We start from the raw sequence: 15,894 nt of genomic DNA on the forward strand, positions 1-15,894 counted from the left end.
GATGGTGAACTGTCCGACACATCAGCTTGAGGTCGAGGGGATCAGCGTCCATTATGGGCGGCGGCAGGTGCTGCATAACATGACATTTGCTCCTATGCGGGCAGGACGTGTGACGGCTCTGCTGGGGCCGAATGGCTCGGGCAAATCCACGCTGATGCGGGGTATCGCTGGCTTGACCCGTGCAGAGGGACATATCCGCCTTGCTGGGCAGGACCTCTCCAAGCTTGGCGTAGGGGAGCGGGCTAGACTGGCAGCCTATCTGCCGCAGAGCCTTCCGCCCGCTGTTCATCTTCAGGTGATTGAGGCTGTGATGGTTGCCCGCCGTGCGGGGGAGGCTGTCTCTGCTGAATGTGCCCTGCGGGAAAGCACGGATGTTCTGGAGGAATTGGGCATTGGCCAACTAGCCCTGCGTTACATGGATGAGCTGTCTGGTGGGCAGAGGCAGATGGTGGGATTGGCTCAAGCTCTGGTCCGCCGCCCGGCCATGCTGTTGCTGGATGAGCCATTGAGTGCGTTGGATTTACGCTATCAATTTGCCGTTATGGATGTCGTCCGGCGTGAAACACGAAAACGTCATATCGTGACGCTACTGGTTGTTCATGATTTGAACATAGCTCTGCAACGAGCTCATGATGTTGTCTATATGCGGGATGGCCAGCTTGTGGCACAGGGAGCGGTCATGGCCGTTACAACGCCAGCGGTTCTGGCGAAGGTCTACGGTGTCCAGACCCGCCTTGAGGTTTGCCCCCGTGGGCTGCCCCATGTGTTGGTGGACGGTATTATGGGGGACAGTGCCTGATACGGTCAGTTGCCTCTTTACAGTGCATGTATGGATAAGAGGCTCTAATGCGTTATCTGGTCACGGGTGGTGCTGGTTTTGTTGGTAGTCATGTTGTGCTGGCTCTGCTGGATGCAGGGCATGAGGTGGCCGTTCTTGATGACTTGAGTACGGGCCATCGCTCTGCCGTCCCTCCTGATGTGCCTTTGTTTCAGGTTGATCTGGTGGATTATGGGGCTACATTGGACATTATTGCGCAGGGGCCGTGGGATGGGGTGCTGCACTTTGCTGCGCTCTCCTTGGTTGCCGATAGTGTGGAGAGGCCTTTTTACTATTTGCGGCGCAATAGCCTTACCACCCTCAATCTCGTTGAGGCCTGCGTGGCGCATGGCGTGAGGAAGTTCGTTTTCTCATCAACAGCCGCCTTGTTCGGAGGGGCGGGTGACTGCCCCAGCCTTATCTCTGAAACTGCATCCGTTGAACCCGGCTCTCCTTACGGGGAAAGCAAGTTCATGATTGAACGCATCCTGCATTGGGCAGATAGGATTTACGGCCTACGGAGTGCGTGTCTGCGCTATTTTAATGCCGCAGGTGCGGACCCCGCCGGGCGAGCCGGTGAGGACCATCAGCCAGAGACCCATCTGCTCCCCTTAACCATTGATGCCGCTTTAGGACTTCGGCCTGCTCTTAGGCTTTTTGGTACGGATTATCCCACCCATGACGGGTCCTGCATCCGGGATTATGTGCATGTTAGTGACCTTGCGGATGCTCATCTTAAGGCACTTGATCAGATTGATGAGCGTAGTGTGTGCTACAATGTTGGTACCGGGCGGGGTTATTCAAATCTGGAGGTTATCTCCAGTGTCGAGAGAGTAAGCGGTCGGGACGTGCCATGGGAGGCAGCCCCTCGGCGGGATGGGGACCCTGCGCAGTTAGTGGCTGACCCCGCTCTATTGCGTGCTGATACAGGGTGGACACCGCAGTTTCTAGAACTTGATCAGATTGTTGAGACCGCTTTACGGTGGCGAGAACAACATCCGCAGGGCTATGACGACTGACCTGTGTGGGTGCAGGGCAGACTAGATTTTAGTGCCGCCAGAAGGTCTGGAACGGGACATCCCATATTCTTCCTTCTGGCGGTCGTTTTTTATGGCCAGATGACTTCCGGCGGCATGGACATCAGGATGGCATCTGTATTGCCGCCCGTCTTCAGACCGAACAGCGTGCCTCTGTCGTAAAGGAGGTTGAACTCCACATACCGTCCACGCCGTTGGAGCTGGGCTAGTCGGTCTTCATCGCTCCATGGCGTGAACATCCGCTTGCGGACAATCCCGGTATAGCTGTTCAAGAAGGCTTCCCCTACGTCACGGGTGAAGGTGAAGTCATTGGCGAGGTTTTGGCTGTCCAGCCAATCATAAAAGATACCTCCCAGCCCCCGGGGCTCATTGCGGTGCTTCAGGAAGAAATAGTCATCGCACCATTTTTTGAAGCGGGGGTAATACTCCGGGTTATGCTTGTCGCAGGCTGCCTGAAAAGCTCGGTGAAACTCTGCGGCGTCTTCATGGGCTTCTGCATGTGTGGGGAACATGGGGGTAATATCCCCACCGCCACCAAACCAACCTTTGGAGGTGATGATCATGCGGGTGTTGAAATGTGCCGCACTGACATGCGGGTTGCAGGGGTGGGCCACCAGCGAGATACCCGTGGCGAAGAATCGTGGGTCTTCCTCTGCGCCGGGAATAGTTTTGCGGAACTCGGGTGAAAATTCGCCCCAAACCGTGGAGATATTTACGCCCACTTTTTCAAAAACACGCCCTTTCATGATGGACATGACACCGCCGCCGCCTTCAGGCCGATCCCATGATGTCCGCTGGAAACGCCCCGGCTGTTCATGCCCTTTCAGGATGGGAGACTCTCTGTTGGCGGCTTCGTCTTCTAGGGCCTCATAAGCGGCACATATCCTGTCCCGCAGACTTTTGAACCAGTTTTGGGCTTCATCCTTCAGGCTAGCATGAGGGACGTCTGGGAGGGTAAAGGGGGATGTGGACGACATGAGCCTCTCCTGATCATGATGTGGTAGAGTTCAGTAACGCGGCCTTCCGAGAGGACCATGGTTGTTCATAAGCTAAAAGCGTCTGTCTGGCTTACTGACTTTTCTTGCAGCTGTAAAAAGGCGAGACAGGTCTTTCCCTTGATTTTTGGGTTGGTCTTCTGAAACAGTCTCCGCTATCTGATGAGAGACTGCCGGAAGGGTTGTGCGGGATAGAGTGCCTGCGAGCGGCGACCGGGTCGAGGCAGGATGAAGTGAGGATTTATGGTAGCAGACAAGACGATCGAGCCCGTCATTGGTGTCATCGGGGGCTCGGGCCTGTATGAGATTGATGGGTTGGAAAACCGGGAATGGCGCCGTTGTGAGTCTCCCTGGGGTTCTCCCTCTGATGAGCTGCTGTTCGGCACGCTGGAGGGTGTGAAGTGCGTGTTCCTGCCCCGCCACGGCCGTGGGCACCCCATTCCGCCATCCCGTTTGAATTATCGTGCGAATATTGATGCCCTCAAACGTGCCGGTGTGACGGATATTATCTCTCTCTCCGCTGTGGGGTCTCTGAAGGAAGAGTTAGCACCGGGTAATTTCGTGCTGGTGGACCAGTTCATCGACCTGACACAGGGCCGCCCTCGTACTTTCTTTGAGGAAGGCTGCGTGGCGCATGTCAGTATGGGCGAGCCTGTTTCTGCCCGCATGGCCAGCACGCTGGCGGATGAGGCCGAGAAGCTGGGGATCACCGTTGCACGAGGCGGTAGCTATGTTGTGATCGAAGGGCCGCAGTTCTCTACCCGTGCTGAAAGTGAGCTGTACCGCTCATGGGGGGCCTCCGTCATTGGCATGACAAACATGCCGGAAGCCCGTCTGGCCCGTGAAGCCGAGATGAACTACGCCACGGTCGCTATGGTAACAGACTATGACTGTTGGCATGAGGAGCATGAGAATGTCACGGTAGAGGCTGTGGTCCGCACCATGAAGAGCAACTCCAAACACGCACGGGAGCTTGTCCGCCGTGCTATTCCTGCTCTTGGTAAGCCTCGGCCTATCTGCACGGGGCCTGGTGCTGCCGAGCGTGCGTTGGACAACGCCATCATCACTCCGCCGGAAGCCAGAGACTTCTCCGTTCTGGCTCGTCTGGATGCCGTTGCTGGACGTGTGCTGTTTGGCTGAACAGAGCGTCTGAACGACTTATGAAAAGAGGCCTCCCTGCTAGTTAGCGGGGAGGCCTTTTGTATAGGGGGGCCTCAGAAACCGTGAAGCAATCCTCCATCAACCGGGATGCAGGTGCCAGTAATGTAGGCTGCCAGTGGACTGGCAAGGAAAGTGGCCATGTGGCCGAGCTCCTCGGGTTGTCCATAACGGCCAATGGGAATGCCATCCTCTTTCTGCCTACGGAATTCAGAAAGGGGGATGCCGGCTTTTTCCGCCCGTATCGCATTTAGTGAGGTGATGCGGTCTGTTTCAAAACGGCCGGGCAGAAGTGTGTTAACCGTCACGCCATCATGGGCAACCTCTCGAGCCAGTGTTTTGCCCCAGCTTGCCAGTGCAGAGCGTAAAGCACTGGAGAGGACAAGGTTGGGGATGGGTTCTACGATACTGGTGGAAGACACCATGATGATCCGCCCGAATTGCCGTTGCCTCATGCCCGGAAGATATTGGTCTGTCATCTGCATGACAGGCAGTAGCATTGTGGCGGTTTCTTTCTGCCAGAGTGCTGGATCGCATGCCGTAGCAGGCCCCAGAGGCGGGCCGCCGCCATTGCCGATGATGATGTCTGTTTCTGGCACAATGTCCCGTAGGGCATTTAGGCAGGTCTGTACGCTGTTCGGCTCTGAAAAATCCACGGCATACCAATGTGGTGTGATGCCACTTTCGGCGGCGAGGTCGTGGGCGGCTTGCCGTAGCCTGTTTTCATCACGGGCCAGCAGGCAGGGGCGGACACCCTCCCGAGCTAGTGATCGGGCAATGGCTAGCCCAAGGCCTCGGCTTCCTCCCATGATGATAGCCGATCGTCCTTGCAGATGCAGTTCCATGATGGACTCTCCTGTCCTCTGGGGGGATGCCCCTTCAGGGGCGGTAGAAGCAGTTTTCACCTCATTCACAGCCCGGAGCAAGAGGTTTGGCGGTAAAGGCACTATGATAGGTCTTACATATTAAAACGATAAAATTTTCAGGTAAGAACGATTAAAAATGTCAGCTACCTCAGGGGGGTGAGTTCTTGACGCTGGAAGGGGCCATCACTATCTCTCACTCGCCCCGTGTGATCGGGGAGTTTATTGGTGCGCTGCTGAAATGAGCGCAATAACCCGGCTGTGCTGCTTTATAGAAGGGCCAGCCTAGAATGGAGTGATCCATGACGAAGTTTCGTCCCCTTCACGACCGTGTAGTGGTCCGCCGTCTGGACGGTGAAGAAAAAACCGCCGGTGGCATCATCATTCCTGAGACAGCCAAAGAAAAGCCGATGGAAGGCGAAGTTCTGGCTGTTGGTTCCGGTGCTCGCAATGAGCAGGGCCAGGTTGTACCGCTGGATGTTAAGGCTGGCGACCGTGTCCTGTTCGGCAAGTGGTCCGGTACTGAGGTGAAGATCGCTGGTGAAGACCTGCTGATCATGAAAGAGAGCGACATTCTGGGGATCGTTGGCTGAGCCACTTTCCAGAACTCTCTCTGACCATCTTTAAAGGAATTAGGTATAATGGCTGCTAAAGACGTAAAATTTGGTGCTGATGCCCGTGAGCGTATGCTCCGTGGTGTGGATATTCTCGCCAATGCCGTGAAGGTGACACTCGGTCCGAAGGGCCGCAATGTTGTTCTGGACAAGAGCTACGGTGCTCCCCGCATCACCAAGGACGGCGTTTCTGTTGCCAAGGAGATCGAGCTGGCCGACAAGTTCGAGAACATGGGCGCACAGATGGTGCGTGAAGTGTCCTCCAAGACCAACGATGTGGCTGGTGATGGTACCACGACCGCTACCGTTCTGGCTCAGGCTATCATCCGTGAGGGTGCCAAGGCTGTTGCCGCTGGCATGAACCCGATGGACCTGAAGCGTGGCATCGACAAGGCCGTGCTGCGTGTTGTGGACGAGCTGAAGACCCGCACCAAGAAGATCTCTTCTCAGGATGAGATTTCTCAGGTTGGTACGATCTCCGCTAACGGTGAGTCCGAAGTCGGCAAGATGATCTCCGAAGCTATGGAGAAGGTCGGCCACGAGGGCGTCATCACGGTGGAAGAGGCTAAGGGCCTGCACACCGAGCTGGATGTCGTGGAAGGCATGCAGTTCGACCGTGGTTACATCTCCCCGTACTTCGTGACGAATACGGAGAAGATGACGGCTGATCTGGAAAACCCCTACATCCTGATCCACGAGAAGAAGATTTCTTCTCTCCAGCCGATGCTGCCGCTGCTGGAAAGCGTTGTGCAGTCTGGCCGTCCGCTGCTGATCATCGCTGAGGAAGTCGATGGTGAAGCACTGGCAACGCTGGTTGTGAACAAGCTGCGTGGTGGCCTGAAGATCGCTGCCGTTAAGGCTCCGGGCTTCGGTGACCGTCGCAAGGCTATGCTGGAAGACATCGCCATCGTGACCGGTGGTCAGGTTGTTTCCGAGGATATCGGCATCAAGCTGGAATCCGTCACGCTGGATATGCTTGGCACAGCCAAGAAGGTGCATATCGACAAAGAGAACACCACCATCGTTGAAGGTGCCGGTGCTGCTGAGGGTATCAAGGGCCGTTGCGCTCAGATCCGCTCCCAGATCGAAGCTACGACATCTGACTACGACCGTGAGAAGCTGCAGGAACGTCTGGCCAAGCTGGCTGGTGGCGTTGCCGTCATCCGCGTTGGTGGCAGCACCGAGGTTGAGGTGAAGGAGCGTAAGGACCGCGTTGATGACGCTCTGCACGCCACCCGCGCCGCTGTTGAAGAAGGTATCGTCCCGGGTGGTGGTACGGCTCTGGCCCGTGCAAGCCTGCTGTTCGATGACCTGGCCTTCGAGAACGATGACCAGCGTGCTGGTGCTCAGATCGTTCGCAAGGCTCTGCAGGCTCCGCTGCGCCAGATCGCCCACAACGCCGGTGAAGATGGTGCTGTGATTGCTGGCAAGGTTCTGGAACTGAGCAACTACAACGAAGGCTTTGACGCCCAGAAGGGTGAGTACAAGGACCTCGTGGCTGCTGGTATCATCGACCCGACAAAGGTCGTTCGTACAGCCCTGCAGGATGCCGCATCTGTTGCTGGCCTGCTGATCACCACGGAAGCCATGGTTGCCGAGCGTCCGGAGAAGAAGTCCGACGATGCTGCTGGTGCCGGTATGGGTGGCATGGGCGGAATGGGTGGCATGGGTGGTATGGGCGGCTTCTGATCGCTCATTCTTCCCCATCCCGGTCACTTTGGCCGGGATGGCCTCCTGTTACGACAGGTCAAAAGAAAAGCCTCGCCCCTTTGGGAGCGGGGCTTTTTTTGTGGGTTATCGGTTTAGGAAGCCGTCAATGTCTGCCAGTGCTTCGGTCAGTGGCAAACGCTGGATGGGAACACCGTCCGGGAAGGCGGAGAGGAGGCGGGACGGCATCCGGCTGTCCAGAATGATGAACACCCCTCGGTCATCAGCACGGCGGATGAGCCGCCCGAAGGCTTGTTGCAGGCGCATTCGGGTGATGAGGTCGTCATAGTCACCCGGCCTGCCGCCAGAGAGATGGCGGCGGCGTTCCCTGTGTAGAATGTCGGGGCGGGGCCAGGGGGTGCGCTCCATCACCACCATGCGGAGGGCCTCACCGGGGACATCCACGCCATCCCGCATGGCATCTGTCCCCAGTAGGCAGCTATTGGTTTCAGTACGGAAAACATCAACCAGTGTGGCGTTGGTCATAGCATCGACATGCTGGGCATAAAGCGGGATATGCTTCATCCCTAGTGGTTCATGGATGCGCCGATGAACCTCCTTCAGTCGCCGAATGGCTGTGAAAAGCCCCAAGGCCCCACCATGCGCAACCTCGAATAGGGCCTGAAAAGCCTGTGCTTGTATTGTCGGGTTTCTGGAAACATCGGTGATGATGTAAGCTCGTGTCTGGTGAGCATAATCGAACGGACTCATCAGAGCTGCCCGCATAGGGGGATTGAGGAAGTGTGCTGTTCCTAGTCGCCGTTCGGCCTTTTCCCATCCGGTGTCTCCGTCCTCATTTGGGCTGCGGTCCCGCAATGTGGCGGAGGTGATGAGCAGCCCGTGTGTGGTGCTTTGCAGAGTGCCAGCAAAGGGAATGGTCGGGTCTAGCCAGTGGCGGTTCAGGGCAATGTCGTGCCCCTTCTGTAGAACCCGTGTGGAGGGGAGAGGTTCACGGTGGATGAAGTCCACATAAGTGGGCAAGCTCGGCTGGGCTATGGGCTGGTCGATGATCGCCCGTAACATGTTGATCCAGCCTTGCAGGCGGGAGAGTGCCCGGCGATGGAGGCTACGGATAGTGCCCTCCAGCCGTTGCTGAAAAGCAGTGTCTGGCTCTTCTTCCTGTTCCTCCAGAGCGTTTTGCAGATGTTTGATGACCCGGTCCAACGGGGTCACAATGTCCTGAAGTGCGGTTAGCAGGCCTTCGGCTCGGTCTCGTAGCGGGGTGGGGATAGGGTGCAGGTCACATTCTTGCCGTGGATAATGGCCATGTTCGCCCCGTGTCAGCATTTGTAGTTCGGCTATACGGGCATCAAGATGCATGTCCAGCATTTGAAGGAAATCTTCAGCTGGTTGGGTAAGTGGGGTTTGCTCTATGACGTCGAGAGAGGGCGTTTCTTCATCAGTATCATCAGGCAGTAGGGCAGAGGTCTCTTCTTCCGGTAGGTTTGTGTCCTCAAACTGTGGTGTCAGACGGGCCTGTCGTGCCTCGTGTAAGCGGCTACTCCAACCGGGGCGTGGCAATCCCTTTTGTGTGGCATAGATAAGTTCTTGAAGGCTTTCCTTAAGGGAGGGAAGACGTTCCATAAGGTCTTCCATGCGGCGGAGCAGCCCACGGGCGCGGGAGCGTCCCCCTTCGGCTCCCAAGATCCAGCGGCGCAGGTCGGCGGCTTCTAGTCCGGAAAAGACCAGCGAGAAAGCACTGTCGGCGGCATCGGGGATATGGTGCCCTTCGTCAAAGATATAGCGGGTGGGGACGCCATTCTCGTCTGGCAGATTACCGGGGGCTGTGTCCTGCGGTAGCATGGCATTCCACGCTGCTTGCGATAGGACGAGCGCATGATTGGCGATGACGAATTGGGCGTGTTGGGCACGACGGATGCCATGTTCAATGAAGCAGCTTTGGTAATGCGGACAGGCAGAATGGATGCATTCACCCCGCCGGTCGGCAATCATGTTCAGTAATCCTGATTGGAAGAGATCGCCAAACCAGCCGGGTAGATCACCACCCATGAGGTCGCCATCTTCTGTAGCTTCGGCCCAGAGAGCGAGGAAAACCAGTGGAATAAGGCCACTCTGCCCTTGCTGTGGTGAACGGTTGAGCAGGGTGGTGGTGATGTCTTCCAGATTTAGCAGGCAAAGATAATTCTCCCGCCCTTTGCGGATGACAGCCAGCTCGTGCCGTTTTGTCGGGTCGGGGTAGAGGCGTGTCAGTTCCTGTTCGATCTGCCGTTGTAGATGGCGTGTATAGGTGCTGACCCATACAGCTCCGTCATTTTTCTCGGCCCAAAGGCTGGCTGGGGCGATATAGCCCATTGTTTTGCCGGTACCGGTTCCTGCTTCTGCCAGCATGATGTTGGGGGTGTTGGCAACATCACGGGGCGTGAAGGCGTAGCTAGTGGCGGAGGCAAAATCAGCCTGACCGGGCCGTGGCTCGGCATCTTTACCCAGCAGGGCAGAGAGACGCTTGCGGGCCTCTTGCTGGTTGACGGAGTGGCTGCCCGCAGGGGGGCGAGGTGCACGCTCTTCCCATTGGGGTAGGCGTTTCCATATTTTTAGAGCATCGACTTCTTTTGCTCGGTTGTGCTGTGTTGTGTTTTTTGCAGCAGGGAGGGCATCTTTTACGATGTCATGCCAGCTCCACCCGGCTTGTCGTAATGTGGGGAGCAGAAGATGGAGCGTGGCGATTTTCTGGGCGGATTGCTCTGCCAATTCATCCAAAAGATGCTGGGCGATTTTGTAAAGGATGTCAGCTTGCAAGGGGGTGGCATCATCCGGGGGGATGAGCTTTAGCTCCAGAGCAAGGCCACGGGCAGTCGGAGTGACGTTGCGGGCCGGGTGGACAAGCAAGAAAAGCTCTAGCAAGTCCAGCCAAGGGGCGGGGAGTGGCTCGGGGGGAAGCTCTAGCAAGCGGAGCGTAGCAGGCCCATGAATGAGCAGAGGCGGAGGAAGCTGACGAAGCGTATCTCGGACTTCGGAAAGGGGAATGTCCAGCACCTCACCATCGGGGGTAATGATGGAGGAGAGGCCATGCCGTGCGATCAAGGCCGGAGCGTCAAAGAAGGAGCGGAACAGGCTGGACATGTCCAGACTCATACACAGGAAGGCCCCTGCCTGCGAGGGGGAAAGCGGCAGACGGAACGCCTGAATACTTGACCAGAGGGGGGAGGGTTCATAATTAACATGGTCTTATGCAGAAAAAAACGCCTTCTCCCCAGAATGATTCGTCCCTTCCCAAGCTCTGGCCGTTTGAGGAAGCCCGCAAACTGGCCGCCCGTGTGGCAGATAGGGACCCTAGTAAACCGGTTCTGATGGAGACAGGCTATGGCCCTTCCGGCTTGCCTCATATCGGTACATTTGGTGAGGTTGCCCGGACGACATGGGTTCGACAGGCCTTTCAGGAGCTGACAGGCCGCAAGACGCGCCTTCTGGCGTTCTCTGATGATATGGACGCTCTGCGCAAAGTGCCGGGGAATGTGCCGCAGCAGGAAATGCTCGCAGAGCATCTGGGGCTGCCCCTGTCCCGTATTCCCGATCCATTTGGCACGCATGAAAGTTTTGCCGCTCATAACAATGCCCGACTGCGGCAGTTCCTTGATGCATTTGGTTTTGATTACGAATTCGCCTCGGCCACTGATTATTACACGTCCGGTATTTTTGATGCGGCCCTGAAGCGTGTTTTGGAAGAGCATGACCGCATCATCGAGGTGATTGCCCCTACGCTGGGCAAGGAACGTCGTGCAACTTACTCCCCTGTGTTGCCTATCCACCCTGAGACGGGTCGTGTCATGCAGGTGCCCATTATCAGCGTCAACCCGGATGCCGGAACGGTGGTCTGGAAGGACGATGAGGGCAAAAGTTTCGAGACTTCCGTGTATGGCGGGCAGGCCAAGATGCAGTGGAAGGCCGACTGGGCCATGCGTTGGTATGCGCTGGGTGTCGATTATGAGATGTCCGGTAAGGACCTCATCGACAGTGTAAAGCTCTCCTCCAAAATTTGCCGCATCCTTGGCAGTGAGCCGCCGTTGAACCTGACTTATGAGCTGTTTCTGGATGCTAACGGCCAGAAGATCAGCAAATCCAAGGGGAATGGTCTCTCTGTTGAAGAATGGTTGCGCTACGGCCCTGCGGAGAGTCTGGCGCATTATATGTTCCAGCAGCCGACCCGTGCTAAGCGGCTCTATACGGACATGATCCCCAGAGCGACGGACGAATACCTCGCCCTCGTGCAGAAGGGGGAGCAGCAGAGTGCAGAAGAGTTTCTGTCCAATCCGGTATGGTTCGTCCATGAAGGTACATTGCGCCCGCAGGATACCAGCCCGGTTTCTTTCACCGCTCTTTTGAATCTGGCCAGTGTGGCTAATGCCCGTGAGGTGGAAACGCTTTGGAAGTTCCTCCGGCGTTATGATTCCAGCCTGTCGCCGGAGACACATCCGTATGTGGCTGGGTTGGTTCAGCACGCCCTCGATTACTTCAATGAACGTGTCCGCCCGACCAAGGTCTTCCGTGCGCCGACAGCAACGGAGCGCAAGGCGCTTGAGGACCTCGCTGCAACTCTGAAGACCGTGCCAGAGAATGCCAGCCCGGATGACGTGCAGAATGTCGTTTTTGAAGTTGGTAAACGCTATTTTGCGAAGCCGGAGCTGCGTTCATGGTTCGGGTGCCTGTATGAGGTGCTTTTGGGCCAGAAGGAAGGCCCTCGTTTTGGTATCTTTGCGGCTCTATTCGGGTTGAAAGAGACTATTGCTCTTATCGATGAGGCTCTGGCCCGCCCTGTTGAGGCGGCAGAAGAGACCGTGGCAGAGGAGAGCCGGGGCTAAGGCATGACGGATCCTTCCGGTGTGCCAGATAATGCGGAGGTAGCGTCTCCGCCCTCTGGTGGAGGGCGGCTGAGGCGTCTGTTGACACGCCTGCCTGCATTGGTGGGGTTAGTTCTGCTGATTGTTGCTGGTCTGGTGATCTGGCGGGAGCTTCAGCACCTTTCCCTTCAGCAGGTGATGGGCGGGCTTCATGCTATTCCGACATCTGCTTTGTGGAAGGGGGCTGGGGCTACGTTCCTCTCTTACGCCATTCTGTCTTTTTATGATGGTTTGGCTTGCCTGCATGTAAAGGCGGGGGTTTCGTGGGGGCGAGCGGCCTTTGTGGCGTTTTGTTCCTATGTCCTCTCCCATAATCTGGGGTGTGCCGCTATTTCTGGCACGGCAGTGCGATACAGGCTGTATCGTAATTGGGGCGTGCCGGGGCTTAAGATTGCGTCAATCGTGGCGTTCTGCTCGGTCACTTACTGGCTGGGGATGTTGGGGCTGGTGGGTTTTATCTTGCTGGACCAGCCGGGTATCATTCCTTACGTTCGCCATGTCCCACACTGGATGACGACTATAGGCGGGGGTGGCTGTTTTGCTGTTTTGCTAGCCTATGTGCTTCTGCCCTGCTGGAAGCAGGAAGTTCGTATCTATAAATGGACGTTACGTTTTCCAGACTGGCGGATTGGGCTGGGGCAGATATTTTCCAGCATGGCGGACATGTCTGCCACAGCCCTGATTGCCTGGTGTGTGTTGGATACGTTACCACAGGGGAGTAGCCTGACTTTTGGTGGCTTTCTGGCCATCTATATCGGGGCTTATACGGCAGGGCTTTTGGCTAATGTGCCGGGCGGGCTGGGGGTGTTCGATAGCACTATGCTGCTCGCTCTCTCGCCGTGGTTTTCCGTACCCCATATCATGGCGAGTATTCTGGTCTTTCGGCTGTTTTACTACATTATTCCTCTACTTCTGGCCGGGGCCATGTTCGCTGGGCATGAGCTTTTTATAAAGGGTGCCCCTCTGTTGGTGCGGTTTGGTAAAACCGTGGAGCATAGCCAGAGTTTGCGTTCGTCTGAAGCGGACTTCTCCACAGTTGTGGCGACGGGCAGTCAGGCCATGCTGGGTATTGTCATTGTGGTGTATGCCCTTTTGGCACCATTGCCTCTGTTTCATTCTTTCTGGGGGGCAGTCATCCTTCAAGGGGCGGCCTTTTTGCTCACTCTTATTGGGGTGATGCTTGTTGGTTTGTCTCTTGGGTTGTCCCAAAGGGTGGCACTGGCATGGCGGCTTTCGGTTGGTGCTCTTTATGCTACGTTGGCGATATTGGCTGTGCGGCAAGCCCATTGGGTGGCTTTTGTCGTAGTGTTGGCCGTCCTGCTTGTGCTGCTGCCGTTCCGCAAGAATTATTATCGTCAGGCTTACTGGCGGGTTGAGCCGTTTTCTCCCTTTATTCTGGCGCCATTTTCGCTCTGGTTGTGTGGCCTAGCTGGTGTCAGCTGGATCGCTCGGCAACGTCATCTCGGGCATGTGTGGTGGCGGTCGATGGTCTATGATGCTCATACAGCTGTAGGCCGCTGGTTTCTGGGAGGGGCGGCACTCTGCTGCGTTGTGGGCCTTTGGTTGGCACTTAGGAAGACACGGATTCATATTCTGCCGTGGAATATGGATACTCGTGTGCGTTATGCCTGCCTCCAAGAATCAGATTTTGCCCTGTCCTTGCCATTGGAACGTCTTTTCGTGCCAGATGGTATGCTGACGGATGCCACGGGTAAGGCTGCGTGCGCTGTTCTTCGGCTAAAGCCGTTCCTGCTTTCGGAGCCGGTTTTGCTGTGCTTGGGAGGTGCTGTAGGCGCACGGGGCTGGCGGGGTGGTGCTATATGGCGTTTGCGGGATTATGCCGTGCAGGAAGGATGCCAGCTTGCCGTCCTGCAATATGGGGCACGGCAAGCGGATATCTACGCTTCTTTTGGTCTCGGGCTTTTCTCTCTTGAGAGTGATGAAGGGTGGTTCCTTGTTTGCCGACCGGAAGATTATCACGCCCTGAAACTGTTGTTGGGTGTCTAAAAGAGTTCGTCTTCTTCGTGGGAAGATAGTGACACTGGTGGTTGGATGAATTCAGGTCCGGCCATATAGTTTTCCAGTGGGCGGATATGCGTGCCGCTGCTGGAGGGTAAATGTTCCACCAGGCTTATATGATCCACCACCATTTCAGAGCTATGGAACAGATTGTGACGCTGTATCCACGGGATGAGATCGGTTGGTGATGCTGGTGCTAGCCGGGCGACTGTCAGTTCTGGGACGACAGTGCGGCGGGGCAGAGAGAGGCCTACCCGCTTTAAGGCTGTGGCAAGGCGTTTCTGTAAGGTAAGCAGCGGCTGCTGCGGTGTAACGCCGACTGTCAGCCGGTCTTCCACATCTCCCATCTGATGGGCCACTTGATGCAGTGCCAGAGGGAACGGTTCCCACCGTAAATGAGAGAGGGCCATATCCAGCTCTTCCAGTTCATGACGACTGGAGAGATGGCCGAGGTGCTGGAGAGGAATCAGGCTCTGTTCTGCTGGTGTCCAGTGGACATCATCCAGACTGCCACGCAATAGGCCGAGTTCAGCCTGAAGGGTGGAGGAGAGCGTGATGGCGAGGGAAAGGTTCATACAGACCTCCCGCAGAAAGGGAGATTAACAAAAAGAAAGCCGAGGGGGTCTCCCACCTTCTTGACTTGAGAGGAAACTACCCCACATCTTATGGAAACGATAGGGGGCAGGATAGGCCTCTTCCGTAGATCTTCCGCAGTAAGTGGGTGTTATGGCTTTCCATTCGGATTTTGAGACGACACGGGGGCAGTCAGCTGTCGCTTTTGATGCAGGCCTGCGGGCTTATATGCTGCGTGTTTATAACTGGATGGCTCTTGCTCTGGCGTTGACGGGGGTAACGGCTTATGCCGTGGTCCATACGTCTCTCCGGGCACTATTCTTCCATGTCGTGCAGCGGGGTGATGTTTTCACGCTGGCTCCTACTGGTTTGGGGATGCTGGGCATCTTTGCACCTCTGGCTTTTGTTCTGGTGCTGTCCTTTGGTGTGAACCGTCTTTCTCGTTCTACGGCGCAGCTGCTTTTCCTGCTCTTCAGCGCAGTGATGGGTATCAGCATGGCATCTCTGCTGATGGCATATACTGGGGCTTCGGTTGTTCGTACCTTCTTTATTACGGCGTCTCTTTATGGGGTGATGTCCCTCTGGGGGTATGTGACAAACCGGTCTCTGATGGGTTTCGGGTCTTTCTTGACGATGGGGCTTGTCGGACTGGTAATTGCGTCTTTGATTAATATGTTCCTCCCGGCTCACGGTCTGACAGTGTTGATCTCTTTTGTCGGGGTGCTGTTGTTCACGGGGCTGACGGCTTACGATACGCAGCGTATTAAGTTTTCTTACCAGCAATATGCGACTGTCCTCCCTGCGGAGGAGCTGGGTAAGATGGGGGTCTATGATGCCCTTTCGATGTATCTGAACTTCGTGAATCTCTTTCAGTTTCTTCTTCAGTTTACTGGGACACGGTCTGGTGGGCGTGATTGATACCTGATGAGTCGGGTTTGTATCTGAATATGGAAAAGGGCCTTCGGGCCCTTTTTTGTTGCGATTTTTTGCGATTGAAAAGAAAATGAAAAATTAAATGGATGTGTTCTTGTTTTCCACGATTTTATAGTGTTTTCTAAGAAACGGCAGATAACCGGTCTTTCTTAAAACAAGACCTATGGGGTTCTTTTTTTTTATGAGGATTGCCCCCTTGTAATCTCCGTTATTCAGGCTGAATAAAGTGGTCGGCACTGGGGTCTCAGGGCCCCATATTTCATATTGAGTAAGGAGGGAGTTCCCTTCTGTTGTCAGGATACGAACGGGAAAGGCACATATA

At 55.9% G+C, this 15,894-nt stretch carries 12 protein-coding genes; 8 read left to right on the forward strand and 4 right to left on the reverse strand.

Annotated elements, in window-relative coordinates; translation table 11 throughout:
- The first annotated feature begins 1 nt into the window (after position 1).
- Positions 2-799 (forward strand): ABC transporter ATP-binding protein, encoded by a 798-nt coding sequence (locus AL01_RS00390; RefSeq protein WP_077395311.1) that lies wholly within the window; start codon positions 2-4, stop codon positions 797-799.
- Positions 800-846: 47 nt separating this feature from the next.
- A complete protein-coding gene (gene galE / locus AL01_RS00395; protein WP_077395312.1) occupies positions 847-1,836 on the forward strand; it encodes a UDP-glucose 4-epimerase GalE in 990 nt (329 codons plus the stop codon).
- 89 nt (positions 1,837-1,925) lie between these two features.
- Here the strand turns inward: galE and hemF are convergent, their stop codons facing one another.
- A complete protein-coding gene (gene hemF / locus AL01_RS00400; RefSeq protein ID WP_077395313.1) occupies positions 1,926-2,831 on the reverse strand; it encodes an oxygen-dependent coproporphyrinogen oxidase in 906 nt (301 codons plus the stop codon).
- Between the two features lie 261 nt (positions 2,832-3,092).
- On the opposite strand from hemF, the gene AL01_RS00405 reads away from it, so the two are divergent.
- Positions 3,093-3,989 (forward strand): S-methyl-5'-thioadenosine phosphorylase, encoded by an 897-nt coding sequence (locus AL01_RS00405; RefSeq protein WP_077395314.1) that lies wholly within the window; start codon positions 3,093-3,095, stop codon positions 3,987-3,989.
- A gap of 74 nt (positions 3,990-4,063) precedes the next feature.
- Here AL01_RS00405 and AL01_RS00410 read toward each other — a convergent pair whose 3' ends face one another.
- On the reverse strand, positions 4,064-4,852 hold the full coding sequence (locus AL01_RS00410; RefSeq protein WP_077395315.1) for an SDR family oxidoreductase: 789 nt from the start codon (positions 4,850-4,852) through the stop codon (positions 4,064-4,066).
- A gap of 320 nt (positions 4,853-5,172) precedes the next feature.
- Between AL01_RS00410 and groES the strand changes: the two genes are divergently transcribed.
- Together groES and groL are read left to right on the forward strand one after the other, a co-directional pair.
- Complete coding sequence (gene groES / locus AL01_RS00415; protein WP_077395316.1) at positions 5,173-5,463, forward strand: co-chaperone GroES; 291 nt, start codon at positions 5,173-5,175, stop codon at positions 5,461-5,463.
- A gap of 48 nt (positions 5,464-5,511) precedes the next feature.
- On the forward strand, positions 5,512-7,173 hold the full coding sequence (gene groL / locus AL01_RS00420; RefSeq protein WP_077395317.1) for a chaperonin GroEL: 1,662 nt from the start codon (positions 5,512-5,514) through the stop codon (positions 7,171-7,173).
- Between the two features lie 105 nt (positions 7,174-7,278).
- On the opposite strand, the gene AL01_RS00425 is transcribed toward groL, so the two are convergent.
- A complete protein-coding gene (locus tag AL01_RS00425; RefSeq protein WP_241502635.1) occupies positions 7,279-10,284 on the reverse strand; it encodes an ATP-dependent DNA helicase in 3,006 nt (1,001 codons plus the stop codon).
- A 95-nt stretch (positions 10,285-10,379) separates the two neighbouring features.
- On the opposite strand from AL01_RS00425, the gene AL01_RS00430 reads away from it, so the two are divergent.
- Both AL01_RS00430 and AL01_RS00435 read left to right on the forward strand, forming a co-directional pair.
- The gene (locus tag AL01_RS00430) at positions 10,380-12,008 is read left to right on the forward strand and encodes a lysine--tRNA ligase (RefSeq protein WP_077395318.1); all 1,629 of its coding nucleotides are present in this window, start codon (positions 10,380-10,382) and stop codon (positions 12,006-12,008) included.
- A gap of 3 nt (positions 12,009-12,011) precedes the next feature.
- Entirely contained in the window at positions 12,012-14,054 is a 2,043-nt protein-coding gene (locus tag AL01_RS00435; RefSeq protein ID WP_077395319.1) for a lysylphosphatidylglycerol synthase domain-containing protein, read from the forward strand.
- Here the strand turns inward: AL01_RS00435 and AL01_RS00440 are convergent.
- Positions 14,051-14,641, reverse strand: a complete 591-nt coding sequence (locus AL01_RS00440) for a 2'-5' RNA ligase family protein (protein ID WP_077395320.1) — start codon at positions 14,639-14,641, stop codon at positions 14,051-14,053. The genes AL01_RS00435 and AL01_RS00440 overlap by 4 nt on opposite strands.
- 151 nt (positions 14,642-14,792) lie before the next feature.
- Here AL01_RS00440 and AL01_RS00445 point away from each other — a divergent pair, with 151 nt between their 5' ends.
- On the forward strand, positions 14,793-15,557 hold the full coding sequence (locus tag AL01_RS00445) for a Bax inhibitor-1/YccA family protein (protein ID WP_077395828.1): 765 nt from the start codon (positions 14,793-14,795) through the stop codon (positions 15,555-15,557).
- Positions 15,558-15,894 lie beyond the last annotated feature (337 nt).

The sequence above is a fragment of the Bombella intestini genome (assembly GCF_002003665.1).
Classification (GTDB): domain Bacteria; phylum Pseudomonadota; class Alphaproteobacteria; order Acetobacterales; family Acetobacteraceae; genus Bombella; species Bombella intestini.